We start from the raw sequence: 18,186 nt of genomic DNA on the forward strand, positions 1-18,186 counted from the left end.
GCCGCCTTCCTCGCCGGGCGTGACGAACCGGCGGGTTGACTGTGCGGCCCATTCATCGGAGCACTGCTAGTCAGGGCCGCTAAATGATACGACCTCTAGTAGCTGTGATCCGTCTCAAGTTGTCAATATCGGCCCTGCAACCGTTCTCAAACAGAAAAGTGATCGGAGGGGTTACGGGGTGTAGAGGTCCTCGACCGTGTCCGCGAAGTCGCGCATGACGATGTTGCGCTTGATCTTCAGCGTGGGCGTCAGGTGGCCGCTCTCCTCGGTGATGTCGATGTCGAGCACCACGAACTTCTTGATCTGCTCGGCCCGCGAGACCATCAGGTTGGCGGTGTCGACCGCCTTCTGCACCTCGGCCAGGATCCGCGGGTCGCGGGTCAGCTCGGCCGCCGTCGCGCTCTGCGCGCCGTTCTCCTTCTTCCAGTGCTCCAGCGCCTCGGGTTCGAGCGTGACCAGCGCGCCGACGAACGGCCGGTCGTCGCCCACGATCATGGCCTGGGAGATGAGCGGGTACGCGCGCAGCGCGTCCTCCAGCGGCCCGGGGGCGACGTTCTTGCCCGCCGCGGTCACCAGGATCTCCTTCTTGCGGCCGGTGATGCGCAGGTAGCCGTCGTCGTCCAGCTCGCCCACGTCGCCCGTGCGGTACCAGCCTTCGGCGTCGACCGCCTCGGCCGTGGCCTGGTCGTTGTTCCAGTAGCCGGCGAAGACGTGGCGGCCCCTGACCAGGATCTCGCCGTCCTCGCCGATGCGCACCTTGACGCCGGGCAGCGGCTTGCCGACCGTGCCGATCTTGTTGCCGCCGGGCAGGTTGACCGTCGAGGGGGCCGAGGTCTCGGTCAGGCCGTAGCCTTCGAGCACCTCGATGCCCACGCCGCGGAAGAAGTGGCCCAGGCGCTCGCCCAGCGCCGAGCCGCCGCAGATCGCCGTGGACAGCCGGCCGCCGGTGGCCGCGCGCAGCTTGGAGTAGACGAGCTTGTCGAACACCGCGTGCCTGAGCCGCAGCCCGAACCCCGCCTTGCCGGACGCCTTGCTGTAGGCGACCGCCACGTCCACCGCGCGGGCGAAGATCTTGCCCTTGCCGCCCTGGATCGCCTTCTGCTCGGCGCCGTTGTAGACCTTCTCGAAGACCCGCGGCACGCCCAGCAGCAGCGTCGGCTTGGCCGAGACCAGGTCCGGGGCCACGTTCTTCATGTTCGGCGTGTGCGAGAGGACCGTTCCGGTCTCGATCGCGACCACCTGGATCAGCCGAGCGAAGACGTGGGCCAGCGGCAGGAACAGCAGCACCCCCGGCTCGTCGGTCATGAACACCGTCTCCAGCGGCCCGCCGGCCACGTTGCGCGCGGTGAAGAGCATGTTGTCGTGGGTCAGGCGGCAGCCCTTGGGCCGCCCGGTGGTGCCCGAGGTGTAGATGATCGTGGCCAGGTCCGCGCCGGTCAGGGCGGTACGGCGGCGCTCGATCTCCTCGCCGCTCACAGCGGAGCCGTCGAGCGCCTCGTCCATCCGCCAGATCGGCTTCAGCTCGGGCGCGGCCTCGCGTACGGTCTCCACGTGGTTGTCCAGTTCGGCGAAGACCGCCTTGGCGCCGCTGTCGGACAGGATCCAGCGCACCTGCTCGACCGAGGAGGTCTCGTAGACCGGCACCGAGACCGCGCCCGCGGCCCAGATCGCGTAGTCGACGAGCGTCCACTCGTAGCGGGTGCGGGAGATGATCGCGATCCGGTCGCCCGGCTCGATGCCCGCCGCGACCAGGCCCTTGGCCAGCGCCACGACCTGGTCCCTGAACGCGGCCGCGGTCACGGCCGGCCAGTCGTCACCCGATTTGCGCCGAAGCACCACCGCGCCCGGCTCCTGCTCGCCTCGCCTGAACACGGTGTCGGTCAGGCTGGCCGAAGCCGGCACATCCACCAGGACGGGGACGCTGTACTCGCGCACGGATCAAACTCCTCTTCGGGGACCGGCGAGACGTTACCGCGTTAAGTTACGCACCGGTAGCTTCGTCATACAGGCGTTATGAAGGGCAAACCTCATGCTAGCCGCCGCCACTCATAGGATTTCCCGCATGCGGGTCCATGTCGTGAGCGATGTCCACGGAAGCGCCGAAGCGCTGGCCCGATCGGGCGACGGGGCCGACGCCCTGATCTGTCTCGGCGACCTCATCCTCTACATCGACTACGACGACCACGCGCAGGGGATCTTCGCCGACCTGTTCGGCGCCGAGAACGCGGCCGCGTTCATCGCGCTGCGCACCGCCCAGCGCTTCGACGAGGCCAGGGCCATGTCGGCGGAGCTGTGGAAGGGGCTCGGCGGCGACCCGCGCGAGCACATCGAGGCCAACGTGCGCAGGCAGTACGCCGCGCTGTTCGCCGCCATGCCCGAGCCCGCCTACCTCACCTACGGCAACGTGGACGTGCCGCGCCTGTGGGCCGACTACCTCAAGCCGGGGCACCGGGTGCTCGACGGGCGGGAGGCGGAGATCGGGGGATGGCGCTTCGGGTTCGTCGGGGGCGGGCTGAAGACGGCGTACCGCACGCCGTACGAGATCGAGGACGAGGAGTACGCGGCGAAGGTCGCCGCGCTCGGCGAGGTGGACGTGCTGTGCGCGCACATCCCGCCCGCGGTGCCGCAGTTGCTGTACGACACGGTCGCCAGGCGCTTCGAGCGCGGCAGCGAGGCGACGCTCGACTACATCCGGCGCGTCCAGCCGCGCTACGCCCTGTTCGGGCACGTCCACCAGCCGCTCTACCAGCGCACCAGGATCGGCCGCACCGAATGTGTGAACGTCGGCCATTTCCGGGGAAAGGGACGGCCGTTCGTGCTGGAGTGGTGAGCGGACCGATACTGTGGTCGCATGGCTGATCGCACCACTTCGAGCATCACCATCTCCGCTGACAGGGCCGCGGTCATGGCGGTCATCGCGGACCTGCCCGCGTACCCGGAATGGGCCGGCGCGGTCAAGAGCGCCGAGGTCCGCACCACCGGCGCCGACGGGCGGCCGGCCGACGTGCGCTTCGTGCTCGACGCCGGCGTGATCAGCGATTCCTACACTCTCGGCTACACCTGGGACGACGACACCGGCGTCAGCTGGCGGGTCGTCGAGCAGGGCAAGATGATCTCCGAGCTCAGCGGGAGTTACCGGCTCGCCGAGACGGGCAGTGGCACCGAGGTGACCTACGAACTCGCCGTCGACCTCAAGGTCCCGATGATCGGCATGATCAAGCGCAAGGCCGAGAAGGTGATCGTCGACACGGCGCTGAAGGGCCTGAAGAAGCGGGTCGAGGGACGCCGGTGAGTCCTCGCGTCCTGCTGTTCACCGGCAAGGGCGGCGTCGGCAAGACCACCGTCGCCGCGGCCACCGCCACGCTCGCCGCCAGCCGCGGGCTCAAGACGCTGGTGATCTCCACCGACACCGCCCACTCGCTGGCCGACGCCCTGGCCGTGCAGCCCGGCGAGATCGCCCCCGGCCTGCGCCTGCACCAGGTCGATACCCAGAAGTCCCTGGAGGAGCACTGGGGCGAACTGCAGGACTATGCCCGCGGCCTGCTCGGCGAACTCGGCCTCGACCAGATCACCGCCGAGGAGATCACCGTCCTGCCCGGCGCCGAAGAGGTCATCGCGCTGCTGGAGCTGCGCGAGCACGCCCGCTCCGGCGGCTGGGACGTCATCGTGGTCGACTGCGCGCCCACCGCCGAGACGCTGCGCCTGCTCGCCCTGCCGGAGGCGCTCGACTGGCACGTCAGCCGCCTGCTGCCGGTCGGCCGCCGGATCATGAAGGTCGTCTCGCCGTTCATGCGCAGCGTCGCCCACGTCAGCGCGCCCGGCGACGACGTGGTCAGCGCCGGCGAGCGCCTGCACCGCGGGCTCATGGAGATCCGCGAACTGCTCACCGGCCCCGGCGCGTCCGTGCGCCTCGTGCTCACGCCCGAGTCGGTGGTGCTCGCCGAGGCGCGCCGCACCCTCACCTCGCTCAATCTGTACGGCTACCGCGTCGACGCCGTCATCGCCAACCGGGTCTTCCCCGCCGGCGACGCCGACGAGTGGCGCGCCCAGTGGGTACGCGCCCAGGCCCGGCTGCTGGCCGAGGCGGAGGAGTCGTTCGCGCCCCTGCCCATCCACGTGGTGCCCTACCTGCCCGCCGAACCCGTCGGCGCCGACGCCCTGACCGCCCTCGGCGAGAGCCTTTACGGCGAGACCGACCCGTTCGCCCCGCCGGCCGTCGAAGCGCCGCTGGTCCTGACCGCCGACGAGCTCAGCCTGGCGCTGCCCGGGGCCAGCAAGGGCGAGGTCGACCTGGCCCGCAAGCGGGACGAGCTGATCGTGACGGCGGGGCCGTACCGCAGGATCATCGCGCTGCCCGCGGCGCTCGCCCGCAGGAAGATCGGTGCCGCGGCGCTCCAGGACGGGTTCCTGAAGGTACGGTTCGTCTCAGAAGCGAATCCGACGCAGCGAACGGAGCGGACGACCGGCGGAGGAGGTCGGCCGCGTAGTGAGTGAGGAGGATGAGCGACTCTTCGGCAGGGAGGGCCAGATGACTGAGACGAGCAACGACAGGGACCCGATCGGATCCGTGGCGGACGAGGCGCGCAAGCTGTTCGGCGTGATCCAGGACCGCGCGACCAGGCAGGTCGGCAAGACCGTCTTCAACTCCGTCGCCAGCACCGTCACCGGCGGCGGGCGCAAGGAGAAGGACGTGTGGGGCGAGGCCGTGTCCGAGCCCCACGACGAGTACATCTGCCGCGCCTGCCCGGTCTGCCGGGCGATCGCGGCGCGGCGGGAATCCGGCTCGGACGTGGCCGGGCACCTGGTGGCCGCGGGCGGAGAGTTGTTCGCCGCGGTCCGTGGCGCGTTCGACGCGCTGAACAGGCCCACCCCCGGGGCCGCCGACAGGACTCGCGACCGCACGCGCGACGAGCGCGGCGGCGACGACGTGGAACACATCGACCTGGGGTGAGCATGCTGACTATCGGGGTGGACATCGGCGGCACGAAGGTCGCCGCCGGCGTGGTCGACGAGGACGGCGAGATCGTCGCGCACGCGCTGCGCCCGACGCCGGCCGACCAGCCGGACCTCGTCGCCGAGACCGTGGCCGACGTGGTCAAGGAGCTCGCCGAGGGCCGCGAGATCGAGGCGATCGGCGTCGGCGCGGCCGGGTTCGTCGACGAGACCCGCTCGGTCGTGCGCTTCGCCCCGAACCTCGCCTGGCGCGAGGAACCTCTGCAGAAGAAGATCACCGGCCTGGTGGGCCTGCCGGTCGTCGTCGAGAACGACGCCAACGCGATGGCGTGGGGCGAGACCAACTTCGGCGCCGGACGCGGGCAGACCCACGTCGTCTGCATCACCGTCGGCACCGGCATCGGCGGCGGGCTCGTCTTCGACGGCAAGCTGTTTCGCGGCCGGTGGGGGATGGGCGCCGAACTCGGGCACATGCAGGTCGTTCCCGAGGGACGGCTGTGCGGGTGCGGCAACCTCGGCTGCTGGGAGCAGTACGCCAGCGGCAACGCCCTCGTCGCCGACGCCCGGGAGATCGCCAGGCAGCAGCCCGAGCGGGCGCGGATCCTGTTCGAGCTGGCCGGGGAGAAGATCGAGGGCGAGGAGGTGACCGAGGCCGCCCGCAAGGGCGACGACGCCTCGCTGTCCGCCTTCGCCTCGCTGGCCGACTGGCTGGGGCAGGGCATGGCCGACCTGGCCGCCGTCCTCGACCCCGGCTGCTTCATCATCGGCGGCGGCGTCTCGCGCGCCGCCGACCTGTTCTTCGACCAGGCGAAGGAGACCTTCGCCCGTCAGCTCACCGGCCGCGGGCACCGTCCCGTCGCCGACATCCGGCTGGCCGAGCTCGGCGCCTCCGCCGGGGTCGTCGGCGCGGCCGACCTGGCGCGGCAGCGCTGACAGGGGCGCCGGACGGGGTTAGATTCCCCAGCGTGAGGGTCGGCACGTACAACGTGCGCGGGCTGAAGGACAGCGTGCCCGCGCTGGTCCGCGTGATCACGGCGATGCGCGCGGACGTGCTGTGCGTGCAGGAGGCGCCGCGCTTCCTCTACTGGCGCGGACGGCGCCAGGCGCTGGCCGAGGCGGCGGGTATGCGGGTGGCGGCCGGCGGGCGGCTCGGCGGGGTGTCGGTCTACGTGGGTCCGCGGGCACGGGTCCTGCACGCCGAGCACCACGTGCTGAAGATCTTCCTGGGGCTGGAGATCCGGGGCGTGGCGATCGCCGTGGTGGAGCTCGACGGGGTACGGCTGGCGGTCGCCTCCATCCACCTCGACCTGAGCGCCGCGGCCCGCTTCCACCACGCGGTGGAGGCGCTGGGGCGGCTGGAGAAGGCCGCGGCGCGGTTCGGGGCCGTCCCGGTGGTGTGCGGGGACGTCAACGAGCAGAGTGACGCGCCCACCTGGCGGTACCTGGCCGGGCGGCTGTCGGACGCGTACGCGTGGGCGCCGCGGGGGGACGGGATGACGTTCACGGCCCGGGAGCCGCGCAAGCGGATCGACGGGGTGTTCACGGGCGCCGGTGTCCGGGTGGTGGCCTGCGGGGGCGTCGGGGCCGCCCGCGACGACCTGATCTCCGCCACCGATCACCTGCCCGTCGTCGCCGAGCTGGCCGGTCACGCCCAGGCAACGGTCAGCTGAACATCTTCCCGTGTCGTTCCGCGCACGCTGGGTGATCTTGCCCAGGTCAGACCGGGTGATACGGGATCCCCGCGGGCCACGGGCGTGGGCGCCGCCCGAGGCCTGATGGCGGGGTCCCCGGGCGGGCGTGCTCGCGCAGCCCGTACCATTTGCTCATGACCCGTCGCTCTCGGCGGCGTGCGCTCTCCCTGACCGCGGCGGTGTGTCTGGCGTCCTCGCTGGTCGCCCCGGCCGGAGCGGCGCATGCTGACCCTCGCCCTGCCACGATCGAGGCGTGGCAGCAGTCGACGAGCGCGCGGCTGGACGCCGACGGCTCGCTCTCCGACGTGCTGGCGTTGTCGGCGGGCGACATCTGGGCCGTGGGCCAGCAGGCGATCTGGGACGTCTGGAAGAACCGCGGCACCATCCGCCACTGGAACGGCAAGGCCTGGGGCGAGGTCGCCATCCGCGACTCCACGGGCGCGGGGAACCTGCGCAGCGTGGCCGCCGCTGCGCCGGGTGAGGTCTGGGCGCTGGGCGACGGGCACGACGGCCTGCCGTACCTGGCGAAGGGCGACCTCGCGGGCTTCGACCGCGTGCAGGTGCCGGGGCTCTGGAGCGGTGACTGGCTCGGCGGGCTCGACGCGCGCGGCGGGAAGGTCGTCGCGGTCGGGCGGCGCGACAAGACCGGGCTGATCGTCACGGGCCAGGGCAACTCCTGGACGGTGCAGAAGACCAAGGAGAAGGGCGCGCTCTACGCGGTCTCCTCGGGGTTCGCGGTCGGCGACACGGGAGAGCAGCCGCTGATCGTGCGGCAGTCGGGCGGTTCGTGGAAGGCGATGCCGGTCCCGTCGGTGCCCGGCGGCTACCTGCGCGACATCCAGGTCGACAACGCCAAGCGGGCGCTGGCCGTCGGCGGCGTCTACCACGGGCCCGGCAGCGTCGAGCCGCTCGTGCTGTCGTGGAACGGCAAGAAGTGGACCCGCGAGAAGCTGCCCGCCGTCGAGGCCCGCCTCTACGGCGTCACGGGCGACGGCAAGGGCCGCTACTGGATCGCCGGGTACGACGCGGCGCGACCGACCGAGGGCTTCCTCATGCGCCAGGGCAAGGACGGCTTCCAGGTGATCAGGGGCGGCGGCACGCTCAAGGGCCGCGACGCCGTACGCCTGCAGGCCGTGACCTATCTGCCGGGCAAGGGCACGGTGTGGGCGGTCGGGCACGTCGTGGACGCCACCGACCGCTACACCGACGTCGTGGAGACGTTCGGCCTGAAGACGCCCACCCAGTCCTGAGGGCGGGCGCTACAGGACCGCGCCGTCGTCCCAGCCCGAGTCGTTGGGCGGGCCGTCGCCCATCCGCACCACCAGCGCCACGAAGCCGCCGATGAAGGCGGCCACGGCGGTGAACAGCGCCCAGCCCTCCATCTCCCACTCGGCCATCGCGGCCAGCAGCAGATAGGCGGGGCCGCCGAACAGCGCCACCCAGGCCAGTTTGGTGGGCAGGTCGAGCTTGGGCAGCGGGGGCGGGGGAGGCGGCACGTAATGCCCCTCTTCCTCCTCCTCGCGCACAGGCTCGGTCTCGCCTTCGGGCTCGGCGAGGTCGGTGTCGACCTCGCGGAACTCAGGCGGACGCACCACCCGCCGGGTCGGCTCCTCCGGCACGTTCTCGCTGTCGGGCCATGGTTGGTCGGCCGAGTCGCGCTCGGCTGTCTCGTTGAAGGACGCGACGATCTGACGCCAGACCTCGTCCTCGTCACTCTGGGGCGTCACCTACGCGCCTTCCCCCTGGGTGCGTTCAGTCCCTCTGCAAGGGTACCGAGGCATGTGTCCGGATGAAGTCGAGGCTCCCGGCAAAGATCCTGTCGGCATCATTATCCAGCGTCGCAACATGGTAGCTATCGGAGAGTTCCTCGATCGTCGCGTGTTTGAGGACTTGTCGTAGTATCCCGACAGATGTCGGCTTGACTACATGGTCATCGGTGCTGTGGTACACCAGCAGCGGCTGCGTGACCTTGGTCAGGTCCGCCTGGACCAAGGACCACAACTTCGGCAGCGACGCCGCCGCCTTCACCGGGGTCCGCGTGTACGCCAGCTCCTGTACCCCGGCCTTCTTGACGTCGTTGGCCACTCCGGGCACCGACGGCAGGAACCACTTGAGCACCGGCGCCAGCCTGAGCAGCGGCACGTCGAGCGCGATCGACGGGTTGACCACCACCACCCCCTTCACCGCCGGTCCGTGGACCTCCGCCAGCCGCAGCGCGAGGCAGCCGCCCAGCGACAACCCGGCCACGAACACCTCCGAGCACCGGCCGAGAAGATCCTGGAACGCCTTCTCCACCTCGGCGTACCAATCCTCCCAGCGGGTGCGGTTCATCTCCTGCCACGTCGTGCCGTGTCCCGGCTGGCGTGGCAGCGACACGCTCAGCCCGTGCCCGGCGAGGAACTCACCCCACGGCCGCAGCGACTGCGGCGTGCCGGTGAATCCGTGGCATAACAACACGCCGACCGGACCGGCCTCGTGGTGGTATGGCTCAGCGCCAGACATGAGCGGCATGACAGCTCCCACAACATCGGCGTGGTTGTAATTCATCCCGGAATTGCCCGATCGTCGCACGGTTATCGCCGTTGTGCGAGAGCATGTGTAGGAGCATCGGCCCTGGGATGCGAAGATGACTCTGCTCGCAGAACCAGATTCGCGAAGGGGTGGCCGGGTGTTCTATTGGGTGGTCAAGGCCATCTTGGCGCCGATCCTCCACGTGGTATTCCGCCCCTGGGCAGAGGGCGTCGAGAACGTGCCCAAGCACGGCCCGGCGATCCTCGCCGGCAACCACCTGTCGTTCGCCGACCACTTCTTCGGTCCGCTCCAGCTCCGCCGTAAGGTCATCTCGCTCGGCAAGTCCGACTACTTCACCGGCCGGGGACTCAAGGGCTTCTTCACCCGGATGTTCTTCAGCGGGGTCGGCACCGTGCCCATCGACCGCTCCGGCGGCAAGGCCAGCGAAGCCGCCCTGCGCACCGGCAAGCGCATCCTGCGCGAGGGCAACGTCCTCGGCATCTACCCCGAGGGCACCCGCTCGCCCGACGGCCGCCTCTACAAGGGCAAGACCGGCGTGGCCCGCATGGCCCTGGAGTCGCGCGTCCCGGTGATCCCGTGGGCGATGGTCAACACCTACGAGATGATGCCGCCCGGCCGCGTCCTGCCCAAGCTCGGCATCCGGCCGGGCGTGCGCTTCGGCAAGCCGCTCGACTTCTCCCGCTACTACGGCATGGAGGAGGACCGGCTCGTGCTGCGGGCGGTCACCGACGAGATCATGTACGCGCTCATGGAGCTGTCCGGCCAGGAGTACGTCGACAAGTACGCCGCCAGCGCCAGGGTCGAGATCGAGCGCGCCGCCCGCGCGGCGCGCCAGCAGTCCTAGTCCCGCAGCACCGCCTGCGCCTTGAGCAGCGCCTGTGTCATCGTGCGCAGCTCGTCGGGCGTGAGATGGTCGATGAGGTACTCGCGCACCACGTCCACGTGCCCCGGCGCGGTGCGCTCCAGGCAGCGCAGGCCGTCGTCGGTCAGCACCGCCAGCACGCCCCGGTCGTCGGAGGGGCAGGTGGTGCGCTCCACCAGCCCCGCCTTCTCCAGCTGGGTGATCTGGTAGGTCAGCGCGCTCTTGGTGACCACGACCTCCCTGGCCAGCTGCGTCATCCGCAGCCGCCGGTCAGGCTCGTCGGACAGCCGTACGAGGATCTCGTACTGCGGATGCGTCAGGCCGGCCTCCGTCTTCAGCTGCTCCTCGATGCGCCGTTCGAGCAGATGCGCGGTGAACAGGAAGGCCCGCCAGGCGGCCGCCTCCGTCTCGTCGAGCCACCGTGTCTGTGTCACCCCACCATTGCACCACCCCGGGCGGGCGCCCGCGCGATCACCTCTCACGCGCGGAACGGGCCGGTCACCTCGAACGTGTGCCCGTCGGTGCCGGCCCTGGCCCCCGTGCGGCCGCGCTGGGAGGAGAAGTAGAGGCGGGTGCCATCCGGGCTGAAGGCGGGACCGGCCGGCTCGGAGCGTCCGTGCCCCTCCAGCCGGGCGAAAGGCGCCGCCTCCCCGGCACGGGTGATCACGCTGATCTCCATGGTGCCGCCGTCCCGGTTCACGTCACGGAGCGTCTCCAGCCGGCCGGTGCCGGCCGCGTAGCTCCACACCCGGCCGTCGCCCTCGCTGGTGAAGGAGCAGATCCCGTCCGCGTAGCGGCAGCCTCCCGCGCCGTCGAAGCGCAGGGCGTCGGGCACCTGGAAGCGGGTCGGTTCGACCGGCGCCGCCGGATGGGGCACCGGGCGCCACGCGCCGCCGGTGGCGAGCACCTCCAGCGTGCCCTCGGTGAGGTCGGCCCAGTCGCGGGGGCGGAAGCGGTAGAAGCAGCCGTCGGGCTCGTCCTCGGTCAGGTACACCACCTGGCGCTCCGGGTCGCAGGCCACCGCCCCGTGCCGGAACCTGCCCATCGCCAGGCGCGGGCGGGCGGCGCGCTCGCCGTACGGGTCGCACTCGAACACGCGGCCGCTCTCCGTCTCCTCGCACGACAGCCAGGTGTTCCACGGCGTCGCGCCCCCGGCGGAGTTGAGCGTGGTGCCCGGCAGGACGCGGTAGGCCTCGATCACGGTGCCGTTGGCGCCGAAGCACAGCGCGGACGCCCCGCCCAGCAGGGGAACCTTCGAGTTGGAGACATAGATCCAGCCGTCGCCGTCGGGGAAACAGGCGCCGCCGGCGGGCGCCGCGTGCCACTTCAGGCCCGCCACCTTCCGCCCGCTTCTCGCCACGATCCGGCTGGTGAACCCCTCGGGGAGCGCGAGCCCGTCGCCGTTGGGCGGCAGCAGCGGCCCGTACGGGCCGGCGCCGGCCCCGGCCGTACCCTGCCCGAGCGTGCCCACCGCCACGGCGGCGCTCGCGCGGAGGGGCGTGCTGGGCAACATGCCGTCAGTCGATCGCACCGACGTGAATGGGAGGTACTCGCAAGGCCAAACTCTCCGCAAACCTGGGGCCACCGGTACCGCGGAGTCGGCACATTTCGATCATGACAGCTCTACGGCTGGCGCCCGCGATCAAAGCACGCAGGGCCCTGGTCTATCTCGACGGGACGCCGTCGGCGCCCCGCCTGGCCCGAGCGCTGCGCATGACCGGATACGACGTGCGCACCGTGGAGGCGGCCGACGCGGCTCCGCGGGAACTGGCGGCGTTCCTGACCTCTGCCCAGCCGGACGAACTCCTGCTGGTGCGCTGGCCGTCGGGCGCCGGGTGGGCGCCGAGCTCGTTCACGCGGCTCATCGTGGACTTCGGCCGCCGCCTCGGCGACTCGCCCGCCGCCGCGCTCGTACTGGTCGTGGACTTCGGCTGGGTCGTCAACGGCGACGGCGAGGCCCGGCTGAACGTGCCAGGCGACCCGCCCGTCGTCGCCGCCGCGCTGACCGCCTCCATGGCCTCCACGAGCGACAGGCCCGGTAGCGCGCCCAGCCTCACCGGGGTGCTGGCCGACGCGCTGCTCGCAGCCGACGGGCCGCTCACCATCGCCGACCTGCACGAACTGGCCACCGCCAGGTACGCGGGCTCGGGGCTGACCGCGATGCTCTTCAGCCACGGCGACATCGCGCACGTGCCGGTCGGCACCGGGCAGCGGTTCACCGCCGATCCGGCCAGGCGGCGCAGGGACGCCCAGGGGCGGGCCGTACGGCCGCGCACGCTGCTGGCCTCCGACCGCTGGACGCTCGACGACCGGCTGGGCCACCGCGTCTACGCCGAGGCGATCGCGGCGTTCCTGCGGCACCGGGACACCTCGCCGCCGCTGACGATCGGCATCAAGGGGCCGTGGGGGGCGGGCAAGACCTCGCTCATGCGGATGGTGCAGGACTTGCTGGATCCGCCCGGGTCGGGCGGGCTGCGGCTGCGGCGCCGTACGGGGAGGCTGACCAACCTCGACGTGCTCGGCCGGCTGCGCGTGCGGCGGCCCGCCGACGCGTGCGCGCAGGCGCCCGCGGACGCGGGCTGGCGGCCGACGGTGTGGTTCAACCCCTGGATGTACCAGAACGGCGAGCAGGTCTGGGCCGGGCTCGCGCACGAGATCATCAGCCAGATCACCGGCCGGCTGCCGGCCGCCGAGCGCGAGCGCTTCTGGCTGGAGCTGAACCTGTCGCGCATCGACACCGAGGAGGTGCGCCGGCGCATGTACTGGCTGGCGCTGACCCGCCTCGCGCCCGTGGCGCTCGGGCTGCTGGCCACGGGGCTGGTCACCGCCGCCTGCACGGCGGCCAGCGCCCTGTTCCCCTCCTTGCAGGGTACGGCTGCCGCCGTCGCCTCGGCCGGCTGCCTGGCCTCGGTGGGCGCGGGGGTGATGCGGATGGCGAGGTTCCTGGCCGAGTCGGCCGACGGCGCCTTCGGCCCGCTGGTGCGCCAGCCCGATCCGCTGGCCCGCTTCGGCGTGGCCGACCAGGGCTACCGCAACCAGGCCGGGCTGCTGCACCTGGTCCAGGGCGACATGCGCCGGGTCCTGGACCTGGTCGCCACCGAGGAACGCCCGCTGGTGGTCTTCGTCGACGACCTCGACCGCTGCTCGCCGGGAACGGTGTCGCAGGTGATCGAGGCGATCAACCTGTTCGTGGCCGGCGACTTCGGCAACTGCGTGTTCGTGCTGGGCATGGAGCCCGAGGTGGTCGCGGCGCACGTCGGGCTGGCCTACCGGGAGCTGATGGGGACGCTGCCCGACGAGCGCACCTACCGGCTCGGCTGGCGCTTCCTGGAGAAGATCGTGCAGTTGCCGTTGAGCGTCCCGTCGCTGGACGAGGGCGCGCCCGACTACATCAAGGAGGTACTGGGGCTGCGCTCGTCCGCGCCCCTCGCCCAGCCGGTGCCGGAGCCGAGGGCGGAGCTCGTCGACCGGCTGGAGACCGCGATCCGCAGCCTGTCACCGACGATCGAGACGCTGGACCAGGCGGCCCGCAGTGCGCAGGCGGCGGCTGGGCCGTCCGAGGCGGCCTCCCTCGCCGCGGCCAGGGCCGCCGACCGGGTGTTCGACGAGCTCTACAGCGACGAGCGGGCCTGCAGGGCCGTGGAGACGGCGCTGCCCGCGCTCAACCTCACCAATCCGCGCGAGGTGAAGCGGTACCTGAACGTGTTCCGCTTCTACTCCTTCATCACCTACCGCCGCCATCTGGCCGGGCAGCCGCATCACGGTGACGAGTGCGTGGCCAAGGTGGCGGCGCTGACCATCAGGTGGCCGCACCTGTTGTGGGCGCTGGCGCAGGAGGCGCACCCGGGGGCCACGGTGCTCGAACGGCTGGAGGAGGCGGCGCTGGCGTGCGACGGCGACGGGTGGGCCCGCACGATGGCGGAGGCCGGGCTGGCTGAGGAGGAGGCGTTGCGTCAGCTCCTGGCCACCCGGCCGCCGATCGCCGCATTGGCCCGCACCCTGCTTTAGCGCCTTGGCGCTGGGCGCCGGTCCGTCTCTGGCACCGGGTCTGTCTCTGGCGCCGGGTCTGTCTCTAGCGCTGGGCCTGGAACATCCAGTGCTGCTTCTCGATGTCCTGCGCGACCGCGATGAGCAGGTCCTGGGTGACCGGGTCCGGCTCGTCGGTGGCCGCGATGCGCTCGCGCAGACGCCGGCCGACGCCCTCGAGGATGTCGGTGAACAGGGCGACGACCTTGCCGTCCTCGATCCACGCCCGCTCGGGCTGGGCCAGCTTCGTGGCGCCGGCGACGGTGGCGGCCCGGCCGTCCGGGTTCAGCCCCAGCGCCACGGCCCGCTCGGCGAGCGTGTCGGCGTGCTCGCGCGTGATCGCGACGAGTTCGTCGAGCTGCAGGTGCAGGGGGCGGAAGTGCGCGCCGATGACGTTCCAGTGCGCCTGCTTGGCGACCAGGGAGAGGTCGATGAGGTCCACCAGCGCGCCCTGGAGCGCGTCGGCCACGACCTTCTTGGCGTCTCCGGAGAGAGGTCCGGTGATCGGTGCCATATCTGAATCCTCCTTGTAAATCCGCTTCGTCTGGTTCAACAGATCTTGCTGCCCGATTCTTCCGCATTGACACTGCAATAGTGACAGTGTAATTGTGAGGGTATGAGGGATACCTGGACCATCGGCGAGCTGGCGGAGCGGGCGGCGGACGCGCTGCGGCCCGGCCTCCAGCGCGCCAACGGCCGGATCCGCGAGGTGCCCGGCGAGCGTCTCATCCGCTGGTACACGACCATCGGCCTCGTCGACCCGCCCCTGACCAGACGCGGCCGCCTCGCCCAGTACGGCAGGCGGCACCTGCTCCAGGTCGTGGCGGTCAAACGTCTGCAGGCCGAGGGCCACTCGATAGCCGAGATCCAAACCCGCCTGACCGGCGCCACCGACTCCATGCTGGAAGCCACCGCCCACCTGGAGCCACCAGGCGGCGACCCAGGCGGCGACCTGGGCGGCCACTCGGGCGGTGACCTTCCCGACGGGACCCGGGACCAGGGCTCGCGCCCCCGCTTCTGGGCCTCCCACCCCACAACAGAACCCACCCCACACACCCCATCGGCACCCGCCACACCGGCCCCGGCGGCACCCACCGCGGCCGGGCCGGAAGGCTCGTCCCGGGCCCCGGCGGAGCCTTTCCCGGCTTCCGCCGTCGGCGCGCCGCAGGCCGCCCCGGGCGCGGCCACCCAGGGTTCCGCCTCGGAGGTTGTCCATGGGCTTGCGAGGGACGCCGCTCAGGAAGGCGCGCGGGATGCCGCCCAGGAAAGCGCGCCGGATGCCGCCCGGGAAGCCGCGCGGGAGGCGGCCCAGGGAACCGCGCCGGAGGCGGCCCCGAAGTCCGCGCCGGCGGCTGCTCGTGAAGCGGCGCCGGCTGCCGTCCGGGAAGCCGCCGGGCAACCCGATCGGGGTTCCGGCCGGGACGGGCGGGGCGGGCGGGGCGGGCGGGTTTCTGGGGTGTGGCTGGCGCCCGGGGTGGCGCTGGTGCTGGACGGCGCCGGCCGTACCCCCACAGACGATGACATCGAGGCAGTCCTCGCCGCGGCCGGACCGCTTCTTCAGGTGCTACAGGAGAGGAAGCTCACATGAAGATCACTTCTCTCGATCCGGCCCGCTGCCTGCCGCTGCCCGACGCCGGGCTGGGGGCGCTGGAGACCGGGCGCGGCAACCTCCCGCTGGAGAGCGTCGACGTGGCCGCCTCGATCTCGGGGCTGGTCGCGGGGGTGGAGGTCGCGCAGGGGTTCAGGAACCCGTTCGAGGTGCCGCTGGAGGCCACCTACGTCTTCCCGTTGCCCGACCGCGCCGCCGTCACCGCCTTCCGCATGGAGGCCGGCGACCGGGTGATCGAGGGTGTGCTCAAGGAACGCGGTGAGGCCAGGGCCGACTACGACCAGGCGCTGCGCGAGGGGCGGCGGGCGGCGATCGCGGAGGAGGATCGGCCGGATGTGTTCACGATCCGGGTGGGCAACATCGTGCCGGGCGAGCGGGTCACCGTCCGGCTCACGCTGAGCCAGCCGCTTCCCTACGAGGACGGCGCCGCCACCTTCCGCTTCCCGCTGGTGGTCGCGCCGCGCTACGTTCCCGGCACGCCGCTGGACGGGGCGCCGGCCGGTGACGGCGTGGCGCCCGACACCGACGCGGTGCCGGACGCCTCCCGCGTCTCGCCGCCGGTGCTGCTGCCGGGCTTCCCGAATCCGGTACGGCTGTCGCTCACGGTCGACGTGGACGCCGCCGGCCTGGAACTGCGCGAGCTGGCCTCCAGCCTGCACCTGGTCCGGCGGGAGGGGAACCGGCTCAGCCTGGAGCCGGGCGAACGGCTGGACCGGGACTTCATCCTGCGCCTCGGGTTCGACGCCTCGACGGCGCTGCAGCTCGACGGCGCCGGGACGTTCGCGCTCACCGTGGTGCCACCGCCGCCGGCCGGGACGCGTACGCCGCGGGACCTGGTGCTGCTGCTCGACCGCTCGGGCAGCATGGGCGGCTGGAAGATGGTCGCCGCCCGCCGTGCCGCCTCCCGCATCGTCGACACGCTCACCGACCAGGACCGCTTCGCCGTACTCGCCTTCGACTCCTACGTCGAGGCGGCCTTCGACGGCCTGCGCGAGGCGAGCGACCGCAACCGCTACCAGGCCGTCGAGCACCTGTCGCGCATGGACGCCCGCGGTGGCACCGAGCTCCTCGAACCCCTGCGCCAGGCGATCACCCTGCTCGGCGAGACCACCCGCGAACGCGTGATCGTCCTGGTCACCGACGGCCAGGTCGGCAACGAGGACCAGATCCTCGAGCAGACCGGCGGCGCGCTGTCGGCCATACGGGTGCACACGGTCGGCATCGACCAGGCGGTCAACGCCGGGTTCCTGAGCCGTCTGGCCGGTCTCGGCGCCGGCCGCTGCGAACTGGTCGAGTCGGAGGACCGGCTCGACGCCGCCATGGAGCAGATCCACCGCAGGATCGGCGCGCCGCTGGTGACCGACCTGTCGCTGAAGGGCCTGGAGACCGAGCCGGGCACCGTCACGCACCTGGGCTCGATCTTCCCCGGGGTGCCGCTGCGCGTGTACGGCCGCTACCGCGAGGCGGCCGCCGTGACCGTGCGCGGGCTGGCCGCGGGCGCACCGTGGGAGGAGCAGGTGCCCGCGACCGTCGTGGACAACCCCGCGCTCAGGGCCGTCTGGGCCCGCGCCCACCTGCGCGAGCTGGAGGACCGCTACGCGATGGGCGAGCACGAGCTGGAGGGCCAGATCGTGCGGACCTCTCTGGAGTACGGCGTGCTGTGCCGCTTCACCGCCTACGTGGCCGCCGACACCCGGCAGGTCGCCGAGGGCGGGCCGGAGCACCGGGTGATACAGCCGGTCGAGATGCCACGCGGCTGGGACATGCCCGCCGCCGCCCCGATGGCCGCCGCCGCCTTCCACATGCCGGCGCCCGGCTCACCCCTGGCCGGGCCGGCCGCCGAGATCCACGAGGCGGCCGACGGCATCGCGAGCTACGGCAGCGCGGGCGGCGCCGCCGGTCCGCGCGGCTTCACCCCGCCTCCTCCCACGGGCGGCGGCCAGGCGATGAAGCGCGGACGGGGTTTCGCGAGGGCCATGCCCGCCGCCCGGCCCATGGCCCCGGGCGCGGTGCGTCACTCCCTCGACGCGGTACGCCCGCAGCTGGTGGCCGAACTGGACCGCCTGAAGGCGACCCGAGGCGTGCCCGACCCGCTGTACCTGGCCGACCTGGCCTCCCGGCTGTCCGTGCTCGCCGCCTTCCTGGGCGGACACGCGGAGCTGGCGGCATTGGCCCGCGAACTGGAGTCCGCCGACCGGCCGGGCGCCGACCTGGCCGCCCTGTGGGCCCGCGCCATCGAGGTCCTCACCTCCCTGACCTCGGACGGAGGTACCTCGGACGGCACCCCCAGAGCCGCCTTCTGGAAGCGCCCCTGACCACCTCGCCGTGGGCGTCGGCCAGCCCGGCGCGCACGGCATCCACCACAGCGGGGGGCCACCCCGAAGCGACGGGCCTTCCGAAGCGCGGCTGGAGATCTCCCGACTCGCCGGATCTGTCGGGCTTGTGGGCTTGGGGCCCGTGGGGTCAGCGGCTCCGGTGGGGGCGCGGGGAAGGGTGGGGCGGTCTGCGGTTGG

Annotated in this window: 17 protein-coding genes; 11 read left to right on the top strand and 6 right to left on the bottom strand. The window is 72.1% G+C overall.

The window, feature by feature from the left end:
- Positions 1-171 precede the first annotated feature (171 nt).
- Entirely contained in the window at positions 172-1,935 is a 1,764-nt protein-coding gene (locus ACIBHY_RS01440; protein ID WP_397305591.1) for an AMP-dependent synthetase/ligase, read from the bottom strand.
- 127 nt (positions 1,936-2,062) lie between these two features.
- Here ACIBHY_RS01440 and ACIBHY_RS01445 point away from each other — a divergent pair, with 127 nt between their 5' ends.
- The 7 genes from ACIBHY_RS01445 (at position 2,063) to ACIBHY_RS01475 (ending at position 7,894) form a co-directional block, all read left to right on the top strand.
- Positions 2,063-2,830 (top strand): metallophosphoesterase, encoded by a 768-nt coding sequence (locus ACIBHY_RS01445; protein ID WP_397305592.1) that lies wholly within the window; start codon positions 2,063-2,065, stop codon positions 2,828-2,830.
- Between the two features lie 21 nt (positions 2,831-2,851).
- Positions 2,852-3,292, top strand: a complete 441-nt coding sequence (locus ACIBHY_RS01450) for an SRPBCC family protein (protein ID WP_397245771.1) — start codon at positions 2,852-2,854, stop codon at positions 3,290-3,292.
- Positions 3,289-4,494, top strand: coding sequence for an ArsA family ATPase (locus ACIBHY_RS01455; RefSeq protein WP_397245773.1), 1,206 nt, complete (start codon positions 3,289-3,291; stop codon positions 4,492-4,494). Before ACIBHY_RS01450 ends, ACIBHY_RS01455 begins: the two co-directional genes overlap by 4 nt.
- A gap of 34 nt (positions 4,495-4,528) precedes the next feature.
- Positions 4,529-4,951 (top strand): DUF5304 family protein, encoded by a 423-nt coding sequence (locus ACIBHY_RS01460; RefSeq protein WP_397245775.1) that lies wholly within the window; start codon positions 4,529-4,531, stop codon positions 4,949-4,951.
- Between the two features lie 2 nt (positions 4,952-4,953).
- Positions 4,954-5,886 (top strand): ROK family glucokinase, encoded by a 933-nt coding sequence (locus tag ACIBHY_RS01465; protein ID WP_397246767.1) that lies wholly within the window; start codon positions 4,954-4,956, stop codon positions 5,884-5,886.
- Between the two features lie 32 nt (positions 5,887-5,918).
- A complete protein-coding gene (locus tag ACIBHY_RS01470) occupies positions 5,919-6,623 on the top strand; it encodes an endonuclease/exonuclease/phosphatase family protein (RefSeq protein WP_397305593.1) in 705 nt (234 codons plus the stop codon).
- 155 nt (positions 6,624-6,778) lie between these two features.
- On the top strand, positions 6,779-7,894 hold the full coding sequence (locus ACIBHY_RS01475; protein ID WP_397305594.1) for a hypothetical protein: 1,116 nt from the start codon (positions 6,779-6,781) through the stop codon (positions 7,892-7,894).
- A 9-nt stretch (positions 7,895-7,903) separates the two neighbouring features.
- On the opposite strand, the gene ACIBHY_RS01480 is transcribed toward ACIBHY_RS01475, so the two are convergent.
- Both ACIBHY_RS01480 and ACIBHY_RS01485 read right to left on the bottom strand, forming a co-directional pair.
- On the bottom strand, positions 7,904-8,371 hold the full coding sequence (locus tag ACIBHY_RS01480) for a hypothetical protein (protein WP_379631131.1): 468 nt from the start codon (positions 8,369-8,371) through the stop codon (positions 7,904-7,906).
- A gap of 25 nt (positions 8,372-8,396) precedes the next feature.
- Positions 8,397-9,155 (bottom strand): alpha/beta hydrolase, encoded by a 759-nt coding sequence (locus tag ACIBHY_RS01485; protein WP_397246769.1) that lies wholly within the window; start codon positions 9,153-9,155, stop codon positions 8,397-8,399.
- Positions 9,156-9,312: 157 nt separating this feature from the next.
- Here ACIBHY_RS01485 and ACIBHY_RS01490 point away from each other — a divergent pair, with 157 nt between their 5' ends.
- Complete coding sequence (locus ACIBHY_RS01490; protein WP_397105290.1) at positions 9,313-10,020, top strand: lysophospholipid acyltransferase family protein; 708 nt, start codon at positions 9,313-9,315, stop codon at positions 10,018-10,020.
- Here the strand turns inward: ACIBHY_RS01490 and ACIBHY_RS01495 are convergent.
- Complete coding sequence (locus ACIBHY_RS01495) at positions 10,017-10,472, bottom strand: MarR family winged helix-turn-helix transcriptional regulator (protein WP_397105292.1); 456 nt, start codon at positions 10,470-10,472, stop codon at positions 10,017-10,019. The genes ACIBHY_RS01490 and ACIBHY_RS01495 overlap by 4 nt on opposite strands.
- Before the next feature lie 44 nt (positions 10,473-10,516).
- Complete coding sequence (locus ACIBHY_RS01500) at positions 10,517-11,551, bottom strand: alkaline phosphatase PhoX (RefSeq protein WP_397305595.1); 1,035 nt, start codon at positions 11,549-11,551, stop codon at positions 10,517-10,519.
- 101 nt (positions 11,552-11,652) lie between these two features.
- Between ACIBHY_RS01500 and ACIBHY_RS01505 the strand changes: the two genes are divergently transcribed.
- Positions 11,653-14,046, top strand: coding sequence for a P-loop NTPase fold protein (locus ACIBHY_RS01505; RefSeq protein ID WP_397245781.1), 2,394 nt, complete (start codon positions 11,653-11,655; stop codon positions 14,044-14,046).
- A gap of 64 nt (positions 14,047-14,110) precedes the next feature.
- Here the strand turns inward: ACIBHY_RS01505 and ACIBHY_RS01510 are convergent, their stop codons facing one another.
- Complete coding sequence (locus ACIBHY_RS01510; RefSeq protein ID WP_397245783.1) at positions 14,111-14,578, bottom strand: Dps family protein; 468 nt, start codon at positions 14,576-14,578, stop codon at positions 14,111-14,113.
- A 102-nt stretch (positions 14,579-14,680) separates the two neighbouring features.
- Here ACIBHY_RS01510 and ACIBHY_RS01515 point away from each other — a divergent pair, with 102 nt between their 5' ends.
- Both ACIBHY_RS01515 and ACIBHY_RS01520 read left to right on the top strand, forming a co-directional pair.
- Positions 14,681-15,652, top strand: coding sequence for a helix-turn-helix domain-containing protein (locus ACIBHY_RS01515; protein WP_397305596.1), 972 nt, complete (start codon positions 14,681-14,683; stop codon positions 15,650-15,652).
- Positions 15,649-17,988 (top strand): VIT domain-containing protein, encoded by a 2,340-nt coding sequence (locus tag ACIBHY_RS01520; protein WP_397305597.1) that lies wholly within the window; start codon positions 15,649-15,651, stop codon positions 17,986-17,988. Before ACIBHY_RS01515 ends, ACIBHY_RS01520 begins: the two co-directional genes overlap by 4 nt.
- Positions 17,989-18,186 lie beyond the last annotated feature (198 nt).

This window comes from Nonomuraea sp. NPDC050547 (genome assembly GCF_044457345.1).
In the GTDB taxonomy this organism is placed as follows: domain Bacteria; phylum Actinomycetota; class Actinomycetes; order Streptosporangiales; family Streptosporangiaceae; genus Nonomuraea.

Excerpts from the sequence above, each read along its gene's own strand:
- ACIBHY_RS01445 (WP_397305592.1), top strand. The coding sequence starts at position 2,063 with ATGCGGGTCCATGTCGTGAGCGATGTCCACGGAAGCGCCGAAGCGCTG.
- ACIBHY_RS01450 (WP_397245771.1), top strand. The coding sequence starts at position 2,852 with ATGGCTGATCGCACCACTTCGAGCATCACCATCTCCGCTGACAGGGCC.
- ACIBHY_RS01460 (WP_397245775.1), top strand. The coding sequence starts at position 4,529 with ATGACTGAGACGAGCAACGACAGGGACCCGATCGGATCCGTGGCGGAC.
- ACIBHY_RS01465 (WP_397246767.1), top strand. The coding sequence starts at position 4,954 with ATGCTGACTATCGGGGTGGACATCGGCGGCACGAAGGTCGCCGCCGGC.
- ACIBHY_RS01475 (WP_397305594.1), top strand. The coding sequence starts at position 6,779 with ATGACCCGTCGCTCTCGGCGGCGTGCGCTCTCCCTGACCGCGGCGGTG.
- ACIBHY_RS01485 (WP_397246769.1), bottom strand. The coding sequence starts at position 9,155 with ATGCCGCTCATGTCTGGCGCTGAGCCATACCACCACGAGGCCGGTCCG.
- ACIBHY_RS01500 (WP_397305595.1), bottom strand. The coding sequence starts at position 11,551 with ATGTTGCCCAGCACGCCCCTCCGCGCGAGCGCCGCCGTGGCGGTGGGC.
- ACIBHY_RS01505 (WP_397245781.1), top strand. The coding sequence starts at position 11,653 with ATGACAGCTCTACGGCTGGCGCCCGCGATCAAAGCACGCAGGGCCCTG.
- ACIBHY_RS01510 (WP_397245783.1), bottom strand. The coding sequence starts at position 14,578 with ATGGCACCGATCACCGGACCTCTCTCCGGAGACGCCAAGAAGGTCGTG.
- ACIBHY_RS01515 (WP_397305596.1), top strand. The coding sequence starts at position 14,681 with ATGAGGGATACCTGGACCATCGGCGAGCTGGCGGAGCGGGCGGCGGAC.
- ACIBHY_RS01520 (WP_397305597.1), top strand. The coding sequence starts at position 15,649 with ATGAAGATCACTTCTCTCGATCCGGCCCGCTGCCTGCCGCTGCCCGAC.